The 19,504-nt window shown below is 33.5% G+C and carries 15 protein-coding genes; 3 read left to right on the top strand and 12 right to left on the bottom strand.

Annotation, left to right across the window (positions count from 1 at the left end; genetic code table 11):
* Positions 1-347 precede the first annotated feature (347 nt).
* On the top strand, positions 348-1,574 hold the full coding sequence (gene hflX, locus AC23L6_RS11600) for a GTPase HflX (RefSeq protein WP_487562704.1): 1,227 nt from the start codon (positions 348-350) through the stop codon (positions 1,572-1,574).
* 5 nt (positions 1,575-1,579) lie between these two features.
* Here the strand turns inward: hflX and dinB are convergent, their stop codons facing one another.
* Positions 1,580-2,662, bottom strand: coding sequence for a DNA polymerase IV (dinB, locus tag AC23L6_RS11605; protein ID WP_487562703.1), 1,083 nt, complete (start codon positions 2,660-2,662; stop codon positions 1,580-1,582).
* A gap of 87 nt (positions 2,663-2,749) precedes the next feature.
* On the opposite strand from dinB, the gene AC23L6_RS11610 reads away from it, so the two are divergent.
* Positions 2,750-3,217, top strand: coding sequence for a CYTH domain-containing protein (locus AC23L6_RS11610; protein WP_487562708.1), 468 nt, complete (start codon positions 2,750-2,752; stop codon positions 3,215-3,217).
* 3 nt (positions 3,218-3,220) lie between these two features.
* Here AC23L6_RS11610 and AC23L6_RS11615 read toward each other — a convergent pair whose 3' ends face one another.
* The 8 genes from AC23L6_RS11615 to uvrC form a co-directional block, all read right to left on the bottom strand.
* A complete protein-coding gene (locus tag AC23L6_RS11615; protein WP_487562702.1) occupies positions 3,221-3,697 on the bottom strand; it encodes a septal ring lytic transglycosylase RlpA family protein in 477 nt (158 codons plus the stop codon).
* 69 nt (positions 3,698-3,766) lie between these two features.
* Complete coding sequence (locus tag AC23L6_RS11620) at positions 3,767-4,189, bottom strand: hypothetical protein (RefSeq protein WP_487562701.1); 423 nt, start codon at positions 4,187-4,189, stop codon at positions 3,767-3,769.
* Between the two features lie 88 nt (positions 4,190-4,277).
* The gene (gene pgi / locus AC23L6_RS11625; protein WP_487562700.1) at positions 4,278-5,930 is read right to left on the bottom strand and encodes a glucose-6-phosphate isomerase; all 1,653 of its coding nucleotides are present in this window, start codon (positions 5,928-5,930) and stop codon (positions 4,278-4,280) included.
* Between the two features lie 69 nt (positions 5,931-5,999).
* Positions 6,000-7,229 (bottom strand): peptidoglycan DD-metalloendopeptidase family protein, encoded by a 1,230-nt coding sequence (locus AC23L6_RS11630; protein ID WP_487562699.1) that lies wholly within the window; start codon positions 7,227-7,229, stop codon positions 6,000-6,002.
* 87 nt (positions 7,230-7,316) lie between these two features.
* Positions 7,317-8,090: a DUF3108 domain-containing protein gene (locus tag AC23L6_RS11635; RefSeq protein WP_487562698.1), complete on the bottom strand. Its 774-nt coding sequence runs from the start codon at positions 8,088-8,090 to the stop codon at positions 7,317-7,319.
* Positions 8,091-8,573: 483 nt separating this feature from the next.
* Positions 8,574-10,211 (bottom strand): amino acid permease, encoded by a 1,638-nt coding sequence (locus tag AC23L6_RS11640; RefSeq protein WP_487562697.1) that lies wholly within the window; start codon positions 10,209-10,211, stop codon positions 8,574-8,576.
* A 69-nt stretch (positions 10,212-10,280) separates the two neighbouring features.
* Positions 10,281-12,488, bottom strand: coding sequence for a patatin-like phospholipase family protein (locus tag AC23L6_RS11645; RefSeq protein WP_487562696.1), 2,208 nt, complete (start codon positions 12,486-12,488; stop codon positions 10,281-10,283).
* Positions 12,489-12,495: 7 nt separating this feature from the next.
* Positions 12,496-14,295 (bottom strand): excinuclease ABC subunit UvrC, encoded by a 1,800-nt coding sequence (uvrC, locus tag AC23L6_RS11650; protein WP_487562695.1) that lies wholly within the window; start codon positions 14,293-14,295, stop codon positions 12,496-12,498.
* 122 nt (positions 14,296-14,417) lie between these two features.
* Between uvrC and AC23L6_RS11655 the strand changes: the two genes are divergently transcribed.
* Positions 14,418-15,005, top strand: a complete 588-nt coding sequence (locus AC23L6_RS11655) for a 5-formyltetrahydrofolate cyclo-ligase (protein WP_487562694.1) — start codon at positions 14,418-14,420, stop codon at positions 15,003-15,005.
* Here AC23L6_RS11655 and AC23L6_RS11660 read toward each other — a convergent pair.
* The 3 genes from AC23L6_RS11660 to ileS form a co-directional block, all read right to left on the bottom strand.
* Complete coding sequence (locus AC23L6_RS11660) at positions 14,990-15,589, bottom strand: lipoprotein signal peptidase (protein ID WP_487562693.1); 600 nt, start codon at positions 15,587-15,589, stop codon at positions 14,990-14,992. The two genes, AC23L6_RS11655 and AC23L6_RS11660, sit on opposite strands and share 16 nt — an antisense overlap.
* Positions 15,590-15,677: 88 nt before the next feature.
* A complete protein-coding gene (locus tag AC23L6_RS11665) occupies positions 15,678-16,058 on the bottom strand; it encodes a TraR/DksA family transcriptional regulator (RefSeq protein WP_487562692.1) in 381 nt (126 codons plus the stop codon).
* A gap of 7 nt (positions 16,059-16,065) precedes the next feature.
* Positions 16,066-19,467, bottom strand: coding sequence for an isoleucine--tRNA ligase (ileS, locus tag AC23L6_RS11670; protein ID WP_487562691.1), 3,402 nt, complete (start codon positions 19,465-19,467; stop codon positions 16,066-16,068).
* Positions 19,468-19,504 lie beyond the last annotated feature (37 nt).

A 19,504-nucleotide genomic window follows, 5' to 3' on the forward strand; every position in this document is an offset into this window, starting at 1 on the left:
TCCTAATCCATCAGTAACAAAACCAACTCCATTTCCTCCACTCTCAAAATCCCCATTTACAATAAGGTTTTGTGAATTTAAATTATGAGCCGAAAAAATGAAAGTAAAAACAAGCAGTAGTAAAAATTTTCTCATAATTCTGTTACACTTTTAATCCATAATTTATATTGTGCAATATAGTGTTTTTTTATTTTTTATAAAATATAAAAACTATTTGAAAAATATTTTGAATAACAGCACTGCCATTTTCAAGATGGAATAATTATTGAGTAACTAATTGGTAGTTTCTCCCATTATTTTAATATTAATTGTCCTGTAAATCATTAGATTTGCATACATTTAAGATTATGCTAGAAAAAGAAACTACAAAATTTGAAAAAACGGTTATTGTTGGAATAATCACTCAAAATCAATCAGAAGACAAACTGACTGAGTATCTTGATGAATTAGAATTCTTAACCTTTACCGCTGGTGGAGAAGTTATAAAACGGTTTTTTCAAAAAATGGAACGTCCAAATCCAAAAACTTTTTTAGGCACTGGAAAGATGGACGAAATTAACCACTATATCAAACAAAATAAGGTTTCCACTGTAATTTTTGATGATGAATTGTCTCCTTCTCAACAAAAAAACATTACTAAACTTTTAGATTGCAAAGTATTAGACAGAACCAATCTCATTCTAGATATCTTTGCTCAGAGAGCTGAATCCTCTTATGCCAAAACTCAGGTTGAACTGGCTCAATGTATCTATTTATTACCGAGACTTTCTGGAATGTGGACACACTTAGAGCGCCAAAAAGGAGGTATTGGAATGCGTGGACCAGGGGAAACAGAAATAGAAACCGACAGACGTATTGTTAGAGATAGAATCTCTTTATTGAAAGAAAAAATTAAAGTTATAGATAAACAAATGTCCGTTCAAAGAGGTAATCGTGGAGCAATGGTTCGTGTTGCGCTTGTGGGCTACACTAATGTTGGAAAATCTACTTTAATGAATGTCATCAGCAAGAGTGAAGTTTTTGTAGAAAACAAACTTTTTGCCACGTTAGACACTACAGTTAGAAAAGTAGTGATTAAAAACTTACCTTTCCTACTATCCGACACCGTTGGTTTTATCAGAAAATTACCTACTCAATTAGTAGATTCATTTAAAAGTACACTTGACGAAGTTCGCGAAGCTGATTTATTGCTACATGTTATAGATATTTCGCATCCTGATTTTGAAGATCACATTGCCTCTGTAAATCAAATTTTATTGGATATAAAAAGTAGTAATAAACCAACTATAATGGTTTTTAATAAAATTGATGCTTACAAACATCTCACTATTGATGATGACGATTTAATTACCGAAAAGACAAAAAGACACTACACTCTAGAAGAATGGAAATCAACTTGGATGAGTAATGTAGGCGAAGAAAATGCCCTTTTTATATCAGCCGTAAATAAAGAAAATATTGAAGAATTTAGAGAGCGAGTATATGAAGCGGTAAGACAAATTCATATCACGCGTTTCCCTTACAATAAATTTTTATATCCAGATTACAAAGATGCTGTAGATAAAGAGGAGTAAATAAATTAAAAATCAAATTTCAACTGCACAACTACAGTCTTCTTTATCTCTGTATTCAAATTATTTAATGAAATCCCTAGCAATCTAACAGAATCTTTCATTCGCTCTTGGTACAATAATTCTTTAGCCGTTTCAAAGAGCAATGCTTTATCAGAGATAAAATAAGGCAATGTTTTGCTACGAGTTTGCTGGGTGAAATCGCTGTACTTTATTTTCAACGTAACCGTTTTTCCAGCTATATCATACTTTTTTATTCGTTTTTCTAATTGTTGTGCTATAGTCTGTAACTTTTCTTCCATAAAAACCTCTGAAGTAAGATTTTCATTAAAAGTATGCTCGGCAGCAACTGATTTTGTTATTCTATCTGATTTGACTTCGCTGTTGTGAATTCCGCGAACCACATGATAATAGAATTTGCCTGATTTTCCAAAATGTTTTTCTAGAAATTCTTCTGATTTGTTTTTTAAATCCAAACCGGTAAAAATCCCCAATTGATACATTTTTTCGGTTGTGACTTTACCTACTCCATAAAATTTTCGTATGGGTAATTCTTCTAAAAAAGACAAAACCTCTTCAGGGCCAACCGTTTTTTGACCGTTGGGTTTATTATAATCACTAGCTACTTTGGCAATAAATTTATTGATAGAAATCCCTGCTGAGGCTGTTAACCCAATTTCATTCCATATCCTGTATCGAATCTCTTGCGCTATTAATGTTGCGCTTGGATTTCCTTTTTTGTTTTGAGTAACATCTAAATAGGCTTCGTCTAGTGAAAGCGGTTCAACTAAATCGGTATATTCATAAAATATTTTTCTAATTTTTTTAGAAATCTCTTTATATCTATCAAATCTGGGTTTTACAAAAATTAGTTCCGGACAATATTTCTTGGCTAAAACTCCACTCAAAGCACTTCGAACACCAAATTTTCTTGCTTCATAACTCGCTGCAGAAACAACACCTCTTGTTTCATTTCCTCCAACAGCAACTGGCTTTCCCCTCAAATTAGGATTATCCATTTGCTCTACAGAAGCATAAAATGCATCCATATCGATATGAATAATTTTTCTATTTGAATTGAATTCCTGCATCTCACAAATTTAAAAAGAGTACTCAAAACTATTTAATTTGCTTGAGATAAAATAATATCTTTGATAACAATCGAAATTAAAAAACTAATGGTCGAAATAGAACGAAAATTTCTAGTAACGTCTGAAAAATTTAAATTAGAAGCTACAACTAAGCATGAAATTGCTCAAGGTTATCTGAATTCTCATCCTGAAAGAACGGTTCGAATTCGCATTAAAGGAGAAAGTGGTTTTATAACCATTAAAGGCAAAAGTAATGAAACTGGAACAACGCGATTTGAATGGGAAACCGAAATTGCATTGTTTGAAGCAAAACCTTTACTATTATTATGTGAAAAAGGAATTATTCACAAAACGCGTTATGAAGTAGTTATTGGAGAACATGTTTTTGAAATCGACGAATTTCACGGAGAAAACGAAGGGCTTTTCATTGCAGAAATAGAACTTTCAAATGAAAATGAACACTTTAAAAAACCCGATTGGTTAGGGAAAGAAGTTACAAACGATATTCGTTATTATAATGCCTATTTAAGCCAAAATCCTTATAAAAATTGGTGATATTTATTCGGCAATTTCAATTTTAACTTTCATCGACCCACTATTCTTGTTGGAAGCAATATCCATAAAGGCTCTCCTAGATAAATCTATTTCTCTTCCTCTAGAAAAAGGGCCTCTATCTGTCACTTCCACTAACACAAATTTCCCATTAGCCTCGTTGGTAATTCTAAGTTTTGTTCCAAAAGGTAATTTTCTGTGTGCTGCAGAATATTTATTGTTGTCGAATTTTTTTCCGCTAGCCGTCCTTCTTCCGTTAAATTTATTAGCATAGTAGGAGGCTTGCACATCTTTCTTATACGGTTTGAACAAGCCTTTAATAGCAATTACAGAATCATTGAATATAACTCCTGGTTGAACTACTTTTTCATTTTTGACTGTGTCCTTTTGAACAGCTGCTTTTGGCTTCTCTTTTACAGCAATTTGACTGGTAACAATACCAATTATGGCAATTGAAAGAAATAATGTTATTGCTTTTTTCATTGGGTGTTTTTTAGTTGAATTCCATTCATTTTAAATTCTGAAAAATCGCAATGTGATTTCAACTCTAATTTAAAACCACAACGACCAAGGAATTCTACTTAAAATTAAAATTAAACCTAAACCATAAAAAAGAGCTATTGCTTTAAACTTTGCCGAAGATTCTACTGCCTTTTTATGTTTAGACCAACCGATTGTAATCAAAACAATAGCAATGATATTAATTAATGGGTGTTCTAATGAAGTTAATCGTAATGTTTTATCACTCATTAATCCAAATGATGCAGAACCGTAAGGTGAAACAAAATACAAAATAAATCCTACTAACAATTGAATATGAGCACCAATTAAAGCAAATAAGGCAATTTTTCTATCTTTAGCAGTAAATTCTTTCCCAGAAGATTTTCCTAAGAATGAATTTATAATTGCAAATACTAAAACTATTAATGCTAAATAAGCCCAACCAGAATGAAATTTTTGAATGAAAGTATACATGCTTTTATTTTTTTGAATTTCAAATATAAGAAAAAAGGATAAAAAAACCTCAAATAACTTTGAGGTTTAAAATATCGATGGGCATTTTTTATTTATTCTTCAAAAAATGCGACAACAAAAATGTTGTTGAACTATCATGCTGCTTTACTTCTCCTGAGTTGATTTCACTCAAAATGGAATTGGCTAATTGCTTCCCTAATTCCACTCCCCATTGGTCATAACTGAATATGTTCCAAATTATTCCTTGAACAAAAATTTTATGCTCGTATAACGCAATTAAAGAACCTAAGTTTTCAGGGGTTAGCTTTTGAATTAAAATAGTATTTGTGGGTTTGTTACCAGAAAACACTTTAAAAGGCAATAAAAATGCTGCTTTTTCTTTAGACAATCCTTGTTTATCAAACTCCGCCTGAACTTGAGCTTCAGTTTTCCCATTCAATAAAGCTTCTGTCTGTGCAAAAAAGTTTGACATCAATTTATCATGATGGTCTTCGTCTCCATACAAGGGGTTCACAAAGCCAATAAAATCAGTTGGTATAAGCTTTGTCCCTTGATGAATCAATTGAAAAAAGGCGTGTTGAGAATTAGTTCCTGGTTCGCCCCATATAATAGTTCCCGTTTGATAATTTACGGGTTTCCCATCGCGTCCAACACTTTTACCGTTACTTTCCATAATTCCTTGTTGCAAGTATGGCGCTAGTTTTTGTAAATATTGTGTGTATGGAATTAAAGCCTCACTTTCAGCACCAAAGAAATTGTTATACCAAATGCTTAATAATGCCAAGACTACTGGGATATTTTGGTCAAAATCGGCCGTTTTAAAATGATTGTCCATCTTGTTGGCACCACCAAGCAATTGGTCAAAATTGTCAAAACCAACTGCTAAACTAATTGATAATCCAACAGCACTCCACAATGAGAATCTTCCTCCAACCCAATCCCACATTGGGAAAACATTATTTTCATTGATACCAAATTCGGTCACGTTTTTGATATTAGTAGAAACCGCTACAAAATGTTTGGCTATATCTTCTTGACTTGTTCCAAAAGCTGGAGATAAAAACCATTTTCTGATGGTTTCTGAATTTGTCAAAGTTTCTTGAGTTGTAAATGTTTTAGAAACAATTACAAAAAGAGTTGTTTCAGGATTTAATTTCTTGATAATCTCATGTACATGGTCTCCATCGACATTTGAAACAAAATGAAGATTCAAATTATTTTTATAAAACTGCAACGCTTCCACAACCATAGCGGGCCCAAGGTCTGAACCTCCAATTCCTATGTTGACAACATCTGTAAATGCTTTTCCTGTGTATCCTTTTCTATTACCATTAATAATATCTGAAGTGAAATTTTTAATTTTATTCTTTACTTCAAAAATTTCAGGAATTACGTTTTCTCCTTCAACTTGCACTTCAGTATTTGATGGGGCTCTTAAAGCGGTATGTAAAACAGCTCTGTTTTCTGTTTGATTGATGCTATCTCCAGTGAAATATTTTGCAATAGCATCTTTCAATTCTAGTTCATTTGCCAATTCAAGCAACAAATTAATCGTTTCCTGATTGATTCTATTTTTTGAATAATCTACTAGAAAATCATTCCATTTTATATGAAATTTTGCTGTTCTGTCTTTATCTTCTTCAAACATTGCTGGCATAAATGCGTGTTGCATCTGATCATAATGCTTGTGGAGTTTTTGCCAAGTTGTTGTTGTTGTTGGGTTTGTATTCTTTAAAGCCATTTTTTAAAATTTTGCGCAAATTTACAATTTTAGTTTTTAAATTCTCTAAAGATTGTTTTAGTTAATCGTTTACTTTTTGAACTTTAAATTAGAAATGCTATCTAATTCTTGTTTCAGTGGTTTCATTTGGGTCATAAACCTTGGTAAGTTTCTTTTATCCATAGGTTCTGAATTGGGTAATTTAAGCTTAAGAGCATCCACCTGTTGCCCATTTTTCCAGAATCGATAACAAACATGTGGTCCAGTTGCTAATCCGGTGCTTCCTACTTTTCCAATAATATCTCCTTGATTAACATGTTGCCCTCTTCGTGCCAAAATTTTTGACATGTGCAAATACTGCGTAGAATAGGTTCTGTCGTGTTTTACTTTTACAAAATTCCCGTTTCCTGCTGTATAACCGGTTTGTTCAACGATACCTGAAGCGGTGGTCATAATAGGTGTGCCTGTTGGGGCAGCATAATCGGTTCCTTTGTGCGCCTTCCAAATTAATTGCACAGGATGAAATCTATTTTTTGCGAAATGAGAAGTAATATTAACGAATTTGAGTGGCGCTTTAAGAAAGAAATTTTTTAAAGCTTTTCCTTCTTCATCATAATAATCTACTTTTCCTGAAGCTTCATTTTGAGCAAATGGGAAAGCGTAAATTCTTTTACCTTTGTATTCGAAAAAGGCAGCTTTGAGGCTATCCACTCCGTCATAGATGGTGTCGTCGATGTATCTTTCGGTAAAAGTTATACCAAACTTATCGCCTTTTTTTAGTTTGAAGAAATCTATTGACCAAGCATATACCTTTGTCAATTTATTGGCTAGAGCATTATCTACTCCTTCTTTACTCAGAGCTTCTGACAGTGAACCATCTAAGCTTCCTGCTATTGTTCTTGTTTTGATTAAAATTGGTCTTGTTTTTTTGTAGACTGAAATAGAATCTCTAAAATCAATTACATAATAAGTTCCTCTGTCAGGCTGATAAATAAATGCTTGAAGTTTTTTGTACCTGTCTTTTGAACGCAATAGGGTAAAAGGTTTACCGATTCTGACTTTTCTTACATCAAAACTGTCTTTGACCTTATCAATTATGTCATAGACCTGATTGTCGCCAATATTTTGTTTTTCGATTAAACTCCCAAAAGTGTCCCCTTTTTGAATGGTATCATGATAAACATTGAAATCATTAAACTTGAATCCAAATTGTTCGACGATACGTTGAGGTTTTGCTTCAACTGCTGCTGTTCCATTTTCAGATTTGTTGCACGATAGCAATAAAACGAATGCGACAATAAGTACAACTGCTTTTTTCAAAAGTTTATTTTAGAATAATTAAACTACTTTTATTTTACAAATTATGGCTTAGCGCACCATTATTTAGAGTTTATCTTTAGTAAAATGCTATTTTACTTTAACTCTAAAGGAATATTTAAGCCCTTTAAAAGCATCTAAATCCGCTTTTATGGAACCAACGGCTAAACTCGCTTGAATCCTAACTGGAATTTTATTATCATCGTCTGAAATCCATACTGTTAGACTTTCTTTTTCTTTAAAAACTCTCCCAGATTGAACCAAAGGTCTAAAAATCATGGTTGGAACGACGCCAAATTTAGTTTCTAAATCTTCAGTACCAATGAATTTTAACTTAAACTTTGTAGTTTCATTATCAAAAAACATATCTACCGATACTGATTCACCCACTTTAAGCTTATCTATAGTGGGATAATTCCTCAAGTAGTAAAACGTTGACATTATATCCTGAGTGTTTTCAGGAATTAGAAAAGTGTTCTCTGATTTATTTTTATAATCTTTGACTAAAATCCTATTGGTAGATTGATTGAAAAAGCCCTCCTGATTTTTAGTATAGCCTCCTTCGTCAATTTTTCTAACAAATTGGTAAGGATTTCCTGTTTCTTTATCAAAATAACTCTCATAATTGTCATCCACCTTAAAAAAGAATCTAGACATTCCTGTTGTATATCCCTTGCCTATGGCATGATACACTTTTTTATTATTTCGAACTGCTTCCTGAACTTCCAGTGTGGCATAACCCGCATTGATCAGTCCATAATGTATTCTAAATTTAAACCATTCTCCGGTATCAAATGCTCTTTCTTTTTGAGAACTGAATCCCAAACTGGTACTAACCAAGACTAATATAATTAATTTTTTCATTATTTTTTTAGTTGATACACTACCAGATTACAATATTCATTCCAAAAGTATTAAAACAAAAAAACCCAGTCAAATTAATGACTGAGTTTTTATGCTATTAACCAACCAAAAAACTATAAATTATGAAAATTTATATAAAAATTAAAGGAAACCACTCCTTCATTTTTGATACTGCAAATATATAGCTTTTTTTGAATTTTTTTTAACGAAAATTGGACTTTAACACGTTTTAGCACACTTTAACATCACTATAACGATATATTTTGAAGATTATTTAAAAAAATTAACATTTTATTTAGAGTGTTTTTCTCTTACTTTTAACCTCAAAGTCATTTTATGTGTAACAAAAAGACATTTTGATGCTTGTAGTAATGAAATTCTATTATCGCAAAACCGTAACAAGAAACTCTTATTATGTTTGAAAAAAAAACACCACAATCTGAATCAATCAAATTGTGGTGTTTTTTCTTTTTTAAATGATGCTTATCTCACTTTTTTAAAACTGTAAGCGTATATTAAAGCATGAACTGCGGCAAACAACAAAGAAAAATAAAACAAGAAATGGTCGTCTATTGCGGGATCATTATGATGAATAAAAGCAATGATGATTAATGCTAAAACCATTACTAATCCTGAACCTGCCACTGTTTTATAATTATTTAAACTAAAATTACCTACATTTAAAATACTGTTTTTCATACCATAAAACAAATACAAATCAAATCCTATCATCATCCAAACTATCAAACGAATCCATGTGTCAAGAGGTAAAAACACCATCATGAACAAACAAACAAAGACACCTGCTAATGGCACAAACGGCACGAATGGTGTTCTAAAAGCTCTTGGTGCTTCTGGCATTTTATTTCTCATTATTAATACCCCAATACAAACCAAAATAAAAGCAAACAATGTTCCTATACTTGTCATCTCTCCTACTACCCTTGCAGGTACAAATGCAGCAAATAAGCTAACAATTAACATGAATAACAAATTGTTTTTTGCTGGAGTTCTAAATTTTGAGTGTACTTCTGAAAATACTTTTGGCATCAATCCGTCTTTACTCATAGAGAAAAACACTCTGCTTTGCCCCATCAACATTACTAAAATCACCGAAGCGTAACCTCCTAAAATTGCCAATAAAATTGCATTGTTCAACCATGGATAAGCAGGAGTTATCATTCCGTCAGAACCCATTTCGCCCATGGATTGAACAGCTATAGCCACGGGAGCAATTCCATCTTTTCCTGCAAATGCCTGATAGTTTACAACCCCAGTCATAACGTGAGCAAAGAGAATATATAAAATGGTACAAATTCCTAATGATAATAAGATTCCTATAGGCATATCTCTTTTAGGATTTTTAGCTTCTTGAGCGGCGGTCGATACCGCATCAAATCCAATGTAAGCGAAAAATACAATAGCAGCAGCTCTGATTATTCCCGAGAAACCAAATTCACCAAATTTTCCTGTATTTTCAGGAATGTATGGTGTATAATTTTCTGGTCGAATGTATTTCCATCCAACAACTATAAAAACTAAAACTACAGCAACTTTTAACAGTACTATAATTCCATTTACAAAAGCAGATTCTTTGGTGCCTCGAATTAAAATTAATGACATTATCATAACTATAATAACTGCTGGCACATTGATTAAGCCTCCTTCAAATGGAGATAACATATAGGCATCATCGATATGTATACCATAGCCTCCTAAAAATTTTCCAAAATACCTGGACCAACTTATGGATACAGTTGCTGCTCCAACGGCATATTCAAGAACCAAATCCCAACCAATAATCCAAGCAATAAACTCACCCATGGTTGCGAATGAATAGGTATAGGCGCTTCCTGCAACAGGAATCATTGAGGAAAATTCGGCATAACACAACCCCGCAAAAACACAACCTAAAGCGGCTACAAGAAATGAAATTGTTATAGCTGGACCAGCATTCATAGAGGCTGCCAATCCTGTTATAGAAAATAATCCTGCTCCAATAATTGCTCCAATTCCTAGTGCTACTAATCCTGGAGCGGTTAATGTTTTCTTTAATCCTTTTTCAGACTCTGAAGCTTCATTCAGTAATTGTGATAGTGGTTTTCTTTTCCAAATAGACATACTTTTCCTAGTTTAATTTATTTTTAAAAATCAAATATATTCTTTTTTCCATAATATCATGCAAAAATATCAAAACCAAAAACCTATGTTGAACCACACTAATCCTTTTCCTGTTTCTGGAGACCATGTATATTTTAATTCAATTGGTCCAATAATTGTTTCTAGTCCGTATCCCAATGCATAGCCAGTATATTTTGGTGTCGTAATCCATTTTGTAGATTCAAACAGGTTGTCTTCGATATTAGCATAGTTTGCCGATACGTTAAAATGATTCTTTTTTAAAAACTCATAATCGAAAGTAACCGTTGATTTAATGTAACTATCGCCTGCTAGACTTAAAAAATCATATCCATAAAAATGTCTAAGATTATTTATCGTGTTATATCCATATCCGCCAAGGACAAAATCAAAATAGGGTACACTTTTCTCCCCAATGGCAAATCCTGCCTCAGTTTGCAAGTTAATCGACAATTTCTTGAAAAAAGTTTTGGCAAATCCTACATCTCCTTTTACAATTGAGAAATTATTAAATTGTTTTGAGTAGTTCGTTGAATAGGGAAAATATTGAAAATCGCTGGTAAGATACCATCCTGTTTTAGGAAAATACTTATTGTCAAAAGAATCGTATTTAAGATACCCAAGCAAACTTATATAATCACTGTTTTCGAATACTGGTTTTATATTTTCTGTTGTTTTAGAATTTATTTTTAAATGCTTGTATTCGACACCTGCTCCAATCAAAAATTTTTGAACGAAAATTGTTTGTGCATAAAGTTGATTTGAAAAATCTGAAAAATCGATATTAATAGACTTTATACCTAGCTGTTGCAGTAAATCACCATCATTAAAATCAGTCGAGACGTTCTTATTAAACCTATTGAGTCGCGATTTAAATCCAAAACTCCAATAAAACCCATTATCGATGTAATAATCTAAATTGTATCTAATATTGTCGCCTAGAACCATATCAAAAGAAGTTACATCATTTTTTATAAAGGTTTTCTTTTGTGTAAAATTTACTAAGAGGCCACTTTTATATAAGTCATCATAATGCAGCCCAAATTTCAAATAGGTCTTTACTGGATTTTCTGTCAAACTCACTACAAGATCATCTTTTGCCTCATTCTTTTCTAAAGTGTAGCTTATTGAACTGAAATTTTGTGTTGCTGTAAGGTTATCAATTCCTTTTTTTAAATCATCATACGAAATTTTCGAATCTTGCTTGAATCTTAATTTACCTATAATGTAGGAACGGGTATAATTTTCTAATGGCTTAATTATAATATTTTTAATTTCTAGGCTATCAGAAGATATTGGCAATCCTTTCTTAGCTTGATTTGTAATGTCTCCAAAACTCTTTATTTTTTCATAAACTGCAAATGCCGCTTCTTCACCGCTTTTTATTAAATCCGTACCGTCTTCAAATGAAATAACTCCGTATTTTTCGACATTAGGTTTTATATAAATATCGGTTTGTTTCACCTTTTTTTTCATTTTTTCAATAGATTGCATGTTGGTGATTTGAACCAGTATTTTTGTAGCGCCTTTTAATTTATTTCTATCCAATAATTTGTCTTGAACGTCAACACCAATAACGATATCGGCACCCTTTTTACGAACAGCTTCTATTGGATAATTATTGGTTACACCTCCGTCAACAAGTAATTTATTATCAATTTCTACGGGGGAAAACAAGGTTGGGAAAGCTGCGCTTGCTAAAATTGCTTTGGCCAAATACCCTTCGTTCAAGAGCACTTCTTCGCCTGTTTCTATATTAGAACCAATACATATAAAAGGAGTTGGTAAATTGTTAAAATCTCTTACGTGCCTTACATTTTTAGTAAGTCTATTTAATAAATTGTAATTGTACAATCCTTTTGAAAGTGCTGTCGGAATTCCTATTCTAAATTTATTGAACGGTAGCACAAAAGCATACAGCTCATCGTTTTTCTTTTCGTAAAAATTCTTAGACGAACGAGGAATAAAGTCCTTTATTAACTCATCAAAATTGGTAGCTTTAAAAATAGAATCCAATTGATGAGCATTATATCCCGAAGCGTATAAACCGCCTACAACAGCTCCCATGCTTGTACCACCAATATAGTCAATTTTTACTCCTGCTTGTTCCAATACTTTTAAAACTCCAATATGAGCAAATCCTTTAGCTCCGCCACCGCTTAGTACCAAACCTATCTTAGGTTTCACCGGTTTTTGCTCCTGCGAAAAGGTAGTTGAAATAGCAAAAAATGCAATAAATAGTAAAGCAATTTTTTTCATTTATGACCTATGAATTAGTTGTTTTGTAAAAGTCGACAATTTTTTTGGCTTTAGACGCACCTACAACCTCAGATATTTCATTTTCTGTAGCTAATTTCAATCTTTTAACACTTTTGAAATGTTGAATTAGGGTAAGCATTGTCTTTTCGCCTATTCCAGGAATGCTTTCTATGGAAGATTGTAAAGAGGCTTTACTTCTTTTGTCCCTATGAAACGTAATACCAAAACGATGTGCTTCGTTTCTTAGTTGCTGAATTACTTTTAAAGTTTCCGATTTTTTATCTAAATATAACGGCACCGAATCACCTGGATAAAACAACTCTTCGAGGCGTTTTGCTATTCCTATTATCGCGATTTTCCCTCGAAGACCCAATTCATCAATACTTTTCAGTGCCGATGACAGCTGTCCTTTTCCTCCATCGATAATAATTAATTGAGGTAAAGGTTGATTTTCATCAAGCATGCGTTTGTATCGTCTGTATACCACCTCTTGCATGGAAGCAAAATCATTAGGTCCTTCTACGGTTTTGATATTAAAATGCCTGTAGTCATTCTTACTTGGTTTTCCATCTTTAAACACCACACAAGCCGCAACAGGATTCGTCCCTTGAATATTCGAATTATCGAAACATTCAATATGCCTTGGCTCAACCGTTAGTCGCAAATCCTTTTGCATTTGTGCCATAATTCGGTTCGTGTGCCTATCGGGGTCTACAATTTGCAGTTGTTTGAGTTGCTCTATTCTGTAAAACTTGGCATTTCTAATGGATAAATCTAAAATCTGTTTTTTATCGCCCAATTGCGGAACTGTTACTTTAATTGTTGGCCCTAGTTCAACAGGAAATGGGACTATGACTTCTTTGGACAATAAATGAAACCGTTCTCTAAGTTCGATTATCGCCAATGATAATAATTCTTCATCGGTTTCTTCTAATTTCTTTTTGATTTCTAAAGTGTGTGACCGAATAATCGACCCATGCGAAATTTGTAAAAAATTGACATAGACCGAACTCTCATCAGATTCTATCGAAAACACATCAACATTCGTAATTTTTGGATTTACAATAGTAGAACGTGACTGATATTGTTCAAGAGTTTCAATTTTTTCTTTCATTTTTTGAGCTTCTTCAAATTGCATTTTCGAAGCTAAATCGTTCATCAATCGTTTAAACTCTTTCATGCTTTCTTTAAAATTTCCTTTTAAAATTTCGCGAATAGCATCTATTTGTTTTTGATAATTGGCTAATGATTCCAATCCTTCGCATGGCCCTTTGCAATTTCCAATATGATATTCTAAACAAACTTTAAACTTATGATTTTCAATATTGTTTTGACTTAAATCAAGCGTACAACTGCGAAGCGGATACAACTCTTTTATCAAATCTAAAATGGTGGATACGGTTTTAAAATTGGTATACGGTCCAAAATATTCTGAACCGTCTTTAATCATTTTTCTGGTTGGGAAAATCCTTGAAAAAGGTTCTTTTTTAATACATATCCACGGATAAGATTTGTCATCACGTAGCAACACATTGTATCTGGGTTGTAGTGTTTTTATAAGATTATTTTCAAGCAACAAAGCATCTGTTTCGGTAGGAACAACAATGTGCTTTATGGTAACTATTTTCTTCACGAGCACATTGGTTTTTGCTGTGTCGTGAATTTTATTGAAATAGGATGAAACCCTTTTTTTTAGATTTTTTGCTTTTCCAACATATAAAATCTTATCCTCCTTATCGTAATATTGATACACCCCAGGACTATCTGGAAGTGTTTGTATTTGAAGTTCTAAAGATGGACGGCTCATGAACAAGTACTAAATCTAAAGCTATTTCTTGACTGTGCGATAACTCTTGTGATGATGTATTGAACAAATTTAACTTTAAATTCATCACAAAACAAATAGGCTCTTTTTATTACTTTTACTTCATGAAAAAAAGTGAGTTACGAATTAAATACAAAAAGTTACGTCAATCGCTCTCAGAAGAAGAAATAGAGGAAATGAGTGTGGCTATTGCCAATAATTTACTTGGTTTACCTACCTTGCCTGACGGCAGGCAGGTTTGGAATAAAACCTATTTTCATGTTTTTCTACCCATCACTGAGCAAAAAGAAGTCAATACCGAATGCATTTTACATTTGTTATCTGGAAAAGACAAAGAAATTATTGTCTCGAAATCTGATTTTACCACCCGAAATATGACTCATTTTTTGTTAACTGATGGCACTAAAATCAAGAAAAATTGCTACAATATTCCCGAACCAGTTGACGGCATTGAAGTACCTGTAACTAAAATTGATGTGGTTTTTGTTCCACTTTTAGCCTATGATACTAAAGGAAATCGTGTGGGTTATGGGAAAGGATTTTATGATAAATTTTTATTGAATTGTAAACCCGAAACTATTAAAATTGGTCTTTCTTTTTTTGAAGCCGAAGAAGTAATTGATGATGTTTTTGAGAATGATGTCAAGCTAGATTATTGCGTCACACCTAAAAAAGTCTATGCGTTTTTGTGAAACGCTTTTTTATTAAAAACAATTAAAATCCCTACTCCAGTGGAAATTGCCATATCGGCAACATTGAAAATAGCGTTGAAAAATTTAAAATCATTTCCACCCCAGATAGGCACCCAACTTGGGAAAGTACCATCAATTAAAGGGAAATATAACATATCTACCACCTTGCCATGAAATAATTTTCCATAAGGTTGTTCAGAAAATAAGGTTGCTAAGTGATTGTGACTGTCGTCAAAAATTACCCCATAAAAAACAGAATCAATAATATTTCCGAATGCACCTGCAAGGATTAAGGCAATCGCTACAATTAAATAATTGGAGGCGTTTTTATGTACGGAATCCCATAACCAATAGCCTATGGCAGTAACGGCTATTAATCTAAAAACGGTTAAAAATAATTTGCCATAAGCACCCGGAATCTCTGTCCCCCATGCCATTCCTTCATTTTCAATGAATAAAATTTTAAACCAACTAAAAACATTAACTTCTTCACCAAGAACAAAATTGGTTTTGATGAAAATTTTAGAGGCTTGATCGACAAGCAATATGATGAAAATGAGAAAATAGGCGTTTCTTAATGACATTATGTTTGATTTTTTTAAGGCGCAAAAATACTATTATTTTCTAAAAAAAACGCCCCTATTGGAGCGTTAATTATATACTTAAAATTGATTATCGTTGTAAATTCTTAGCTTCAATACTCATTGTAGCATGAGGAACAATTAGCAATCGTTCTTTGCTAATCAATTTACCTGTAACTTTACAAATTCCGTAGGTTTTGTTTTCTACACGGAATAAAGCGTTCTTTAAATCACGAATAAATTTCTCCTGACGGATAGCCAACTGTGAATTAGCTTCTTTAGACATGGTTTCACTTCCTTCTTCAAAAGCCTTGAAAGTTGGCGAAGTATCGTCTGTACCGTTATTTAAGTCATTCATATAGGCACTTTTTATTAAATCTAAGTCTGCCTGTGCTTTACTAATTTTTTTAAGGATAAGCTCTTTGAATTCCGCTAAATCAGCGTCTGAGTATCTTGCAATTTCATCTACCATGTTCTTATTATTTTGTTATTGTTATTTTAGTTTTTATATCATCAAATTCAATTTCTATCCCATTATTCACATTCTCTTCAAAAAACAAAGATTCTGTCAATGTTTCCGATTTGATGTACTCTTCATTTGCTTGAACTGCTTTTTGTAGCGTTTCATTGCTTTGCAGATGCACTTGTATTTTGTCGGTTACTTCAAATCCTGAATCTTTTCTGATATTTTGAATTCGGTTTACTAATTCTCTTGCTATCCCTTCTTGTTTCAATTCTTCGGTTATGGTAATATCCAAAGCCACTGTTATTCCGTTTGAATTAGCAACCAACCATCCTTCTATATCTTGGGACGAAATCTCGACATCATCTTGTGATAAAGTTATAGTATTTCCTGAAATATCAATACTTAAGAAGCCTAAACGCTCTAATTGATTGATTTGTTCTGGAGAGAACTCCTGTATCTTCTTGGAAATCAATCCCATATCTTTACCAAATCGAGGGCCTAACGTCTTGAAATTCGGTTTGATTTGTTTGACTAAAATTCCAGAAGCATCGTCTAAAAGTACGATTTCTTTTACATTAACTTCAGCTTTAACTAAGTCAGAAACAGCCTCAATTTCAACACGTTGATTCTCGTCAAGTATAGGAATCATAACCTTTTGCAACGGTTGACGTACTTTTATCATTTCCTTTTTTCGCAGTGATAAAACTAGTGAAGAAATAGTTTGTGCTTTTAGCATTTTACTCTCTAATGATTTATTAACAAAGTTTTCAACGAATTTTGGAAATTCTGCCAAATGCACGCTTTCCTCTTTTTTGGTATTTGTTGCTTGTGTTAAATCTCTGTAGAGCCTATCCATAAAGAAAGGAGCTACTGGAGCGCTTAATTTACTTACGGTCAACAAACAAGTATACAACGTTTGGTAAGCCGCTATTTTATCTTGTGCATATTCTCCTTTCCAAAAACGACGTCGACACAAACGAACATACCAATTGCTCAAATTTTCCTGAACAAAATCAGATATGGCACGAGTCGCTTTAGTTGGTTCATAATCAGCATAAGCCTCATCCACCACTTTTATAAGCGTGTTTAATTCTGATATAATCCATTGATCAATTTCGGGTCTTTCGTTTAATGGAATTTCTGCTTCTGAATAGTTGAATCCGTCAATATTAGCATATAAACTAAAAAACGAATACGTATTGTACAACGTTCCGAAGAATTTACGACGCACCTCAGCAACGCCTTCAATATCAAATTTCAAATTATCCCACGGATTCGCATTGGATATCATGTACCAACGCGTGGCATCTGGACCGTATTCTTTTAATGTTTCAAAAGGATCTACAGCATTACCCAAACGTTTGGACATTTTTTGTCCGTTTTTGTCTAAAACCAAACCATTAGACACAACGTTTTTGTAGGCAATTTTGTCAAAAACCAAGGTTCCGATAGCATGTAACGTATAAAACCAACCACGTGTTTGATCGACACCTTCTGCAATAAAATCGGCTGGAAACGCTTTATTTTCGTCGATCAATTCTTTGTTTTCAAATGGGTAATGCCATTGCGCATAAGGCATAGCGCCCGAATCAAACCAAACGTCAATCAAGTCACTTTCGCGTTTCATAGGTTTTCCTGATGGCGAAACTAGAATGATGTTGTCGACCACATTTTTGTGTAAATCGACTAAATCGTAATTTTCTTCGCTCATATTTCCAACTACAAAACCTTGGAACGGATTTACTGATTGGAAACCAGCTGCGATTGATTTTTCGATTTCATTGTAAAGTTCTTCAACAGAACCAATCAATACCTCTTCTGTTTTATCCTCGGTACGCCAAATTGGCAATGGAATTCCCCAATAACGCGAACGCGATAAGTTCCAATCGTTGGCATTTTTCAACCAATTTCCAAAACGACCTTCACCGGTTGCTTTGGGTTTCCAATTGATGGTTTCGTTCAAATCGAACATTCGGTCTTTGATTTCGGTTACTTTGATGAACCAAGAATCTAACGGATAATATAAAATTGGTTTATCCGTTCTCCAACAATGTGGATAACTGTGAACGTATTTCTCGACTTTAAAAGCTTTATTTTCTTCTTTTAATTGAATGGCGATTTCTACATCGGCAGAGCGTTCTGGCGCTTCACCATCATTGTAATATTCGTTTTTAACGTATTTTCCAGAATAGCTTCCTAAACCTTGAATGAATTTACCTTGTAAATCCACCAAAGGAACAGGATTCCCATTTTCGTCTAAAACCAACATTGGTGGTACTTCTGGCGTTGCTGCTGCCGCAACTTTAGCATCATCTGCACCAAAAGTTGGAGCTGTGTGTACAATACCAGTTCCATCTTCAGTTGTTACGAAATCACCAGAAATTACTCTAAAAGCATTTTCAGGATTTTGATAAGGCAAAGCCAATGGCATCAATTGCTCGTAACGAATTCCGACTAAATCGGCACCTTTACATTCGGCTAGAACTTGAAATGGAATTTTTTTGTCTCCTTCTTTGAAATTTTCAAAATCAGAAGCTTCTGCAGATTCAAAAAACGTTTTTCCAAATTGTTTTCCGACTAAATTTTTAGCCAAAATGACTTTCACTGGTCGGAATGTATATTGATTGAAGGTTTCCACCAAAACATAATCAATTTTTGGACCAACGGTCAAAGCGGTATTGGATGGCAACGTCCATGGAGTGGTCGTCCAAGCCAAAATATGAACTTCTCCAAAACCTTGCAAAAAGCTCGGTAAGGTTTCAGGTTTTGTTTTAAATTGTGCGACAACCGTTGTATCCGTAACATCGCGGTAACTTCCGGGTTGATTTACTTCGTGCGAAGACAAACCGGTACCTGCTTTGGGCGAATATGGCTGGATGGTGTAGCCTTTATAGAGTAAATCTTTGTTGTAAATTTGTTTCAACAACCACCAAACCGATTCCATGTATTTGGATTTGTAGGTCACATACGGATCTTCCATATCTACCCAATATCCCATTTTTTCAGTCAAGTCGTTCCACACATCAGTGTAGCGCATTACGGTACGTTTACACGCTTCGTTGTATTCTTCTACAGAAATGGTTTTGCCGATATCTTCTTTGGTGATTCCTAATTCTTTTTCAGTCCCCAATTCAACTGGTAAACCGTGAGTATCCCAACCCGCTTTACGCTTAACTTGAAATCCTTTTTGAGTTTTATAACGGCAAAAAATATCCTTAATCGCACGAGCCATTACGTGGTGAATTCCAGGTAAACCATTAGCTGATGGTGGACCTTCAAAAAACACATATGGTGTGGCTCCTTCGCGCGAAGTTACACTTTGCTCAAAGATGTTATTTTTTTTCCAAAAATCAAGAACTTCTGAAGCCACTTTTGGCAAGTCAAGTCCTTTGTATTCAGTAAACTTAGTACTCATTTTTGTCGTTTTCTTAAATCAGTCTGCGAAAGTAAGG

It is taken from the genome of Flavobacterium sp. R1_16 (assembly GCF_057652095.1).

Bases quoted from the DNA above. Each gene is read 5' to 3' on its own strand.
- hflX (WP_487562704.1), top strand. From the start codon at position 348: ATGCTAGAAAAAGAAACTACAAAATTTGAAAAAACGGTTATTGTTGGA.
- dinB (WP_487562703.1), bottom strand. From the start codon at position 2,662: ATGCAGGAATTCAATTCAAATAGAAAAATTATTCATATCGATATGGAT.
- AC23L6_RS11610 (WP_487562708.1), top strand. From the start codon at position 2,750: ATGGTCGAAATAGAACGAAAATTTCTAGTAACGTCTGAAAAATTTAAA.
- AC23L6_RS11615 (WP_487562702.1), bottom strand. From the start codon at position 3,697: ATGAAAAAAGCAATAACATTATTTCTTTCAATTGCCATAATTGGTATT.
- AC23L6_RS11620 (WP_487562701.1), bottom strand. From the start codon at position 4,189: ATGTATACTTTCATTCAAAAATTTCATTCTGGTTGGGCTTATTTAGCA.
- pgi (WP_487562700.1), bottom strand. From the start codon at position 5,930: ATGGCTTTAAAGAATACAAACCCAACAACAACAACAACTTGGCAAAAA.
- AC23L6_RS11635 (WP_487562698.1), bottom strand. From the start codon at position 8,090: ATGAAAAAATTAATTATATTAGTCTTGGTTAGTACCAGTTTGGGATTC.
- AC23L6_RS11640 (WP_487562697.1), bottom strand. From the start codon at position 10,211: ATGTCTATTTGGAAAAGAAAACCACTATCACAATTACTGAATGAAGCT.
- AC23L6_RS11645 (WP_487562696.1), bottom strand. From the start codon at position 12,488: ATGAAAAAAATTGCTTTACTATTTATTGCATTTTTTGCTATTTCAACT.
- uvrC (WP_487562695.1), bottom strand. From the start codon at position 14,295: ATGAGCCGTCCATCTTTAGAACTTCAAATACAAACACTTCCAGATAGT.
- AC23L6_RS11655 (WP_487562694.1), top strand. From the start codon at position 14,418: ATGAAAAAAAGTGAGTTACGAATTAAATACAAAAAGTTACGTCAATCG.
- AC23L6_RS11660 (WP_487562693.1), bottom strand. From the start codon at position 15,589: ATGTCATTAAGAAACGCCTATTTTCTCATTTTCATCATATTGCTTGTC.
- AC23L6_RS11665 (WP_487562692.1), bottom strand. From the start codon at position 16,058: ATGGTAGATGAAATTGCAAGATACTCAGACGCTGATTTAGCGGAATTC.
- ileS (WP_487562691.1), bottom strand. From the start codon at position 19,467: ATGAGTACTAAGTTTACTGAATACAAAGGACTTGACTTGCCAAAAGTG.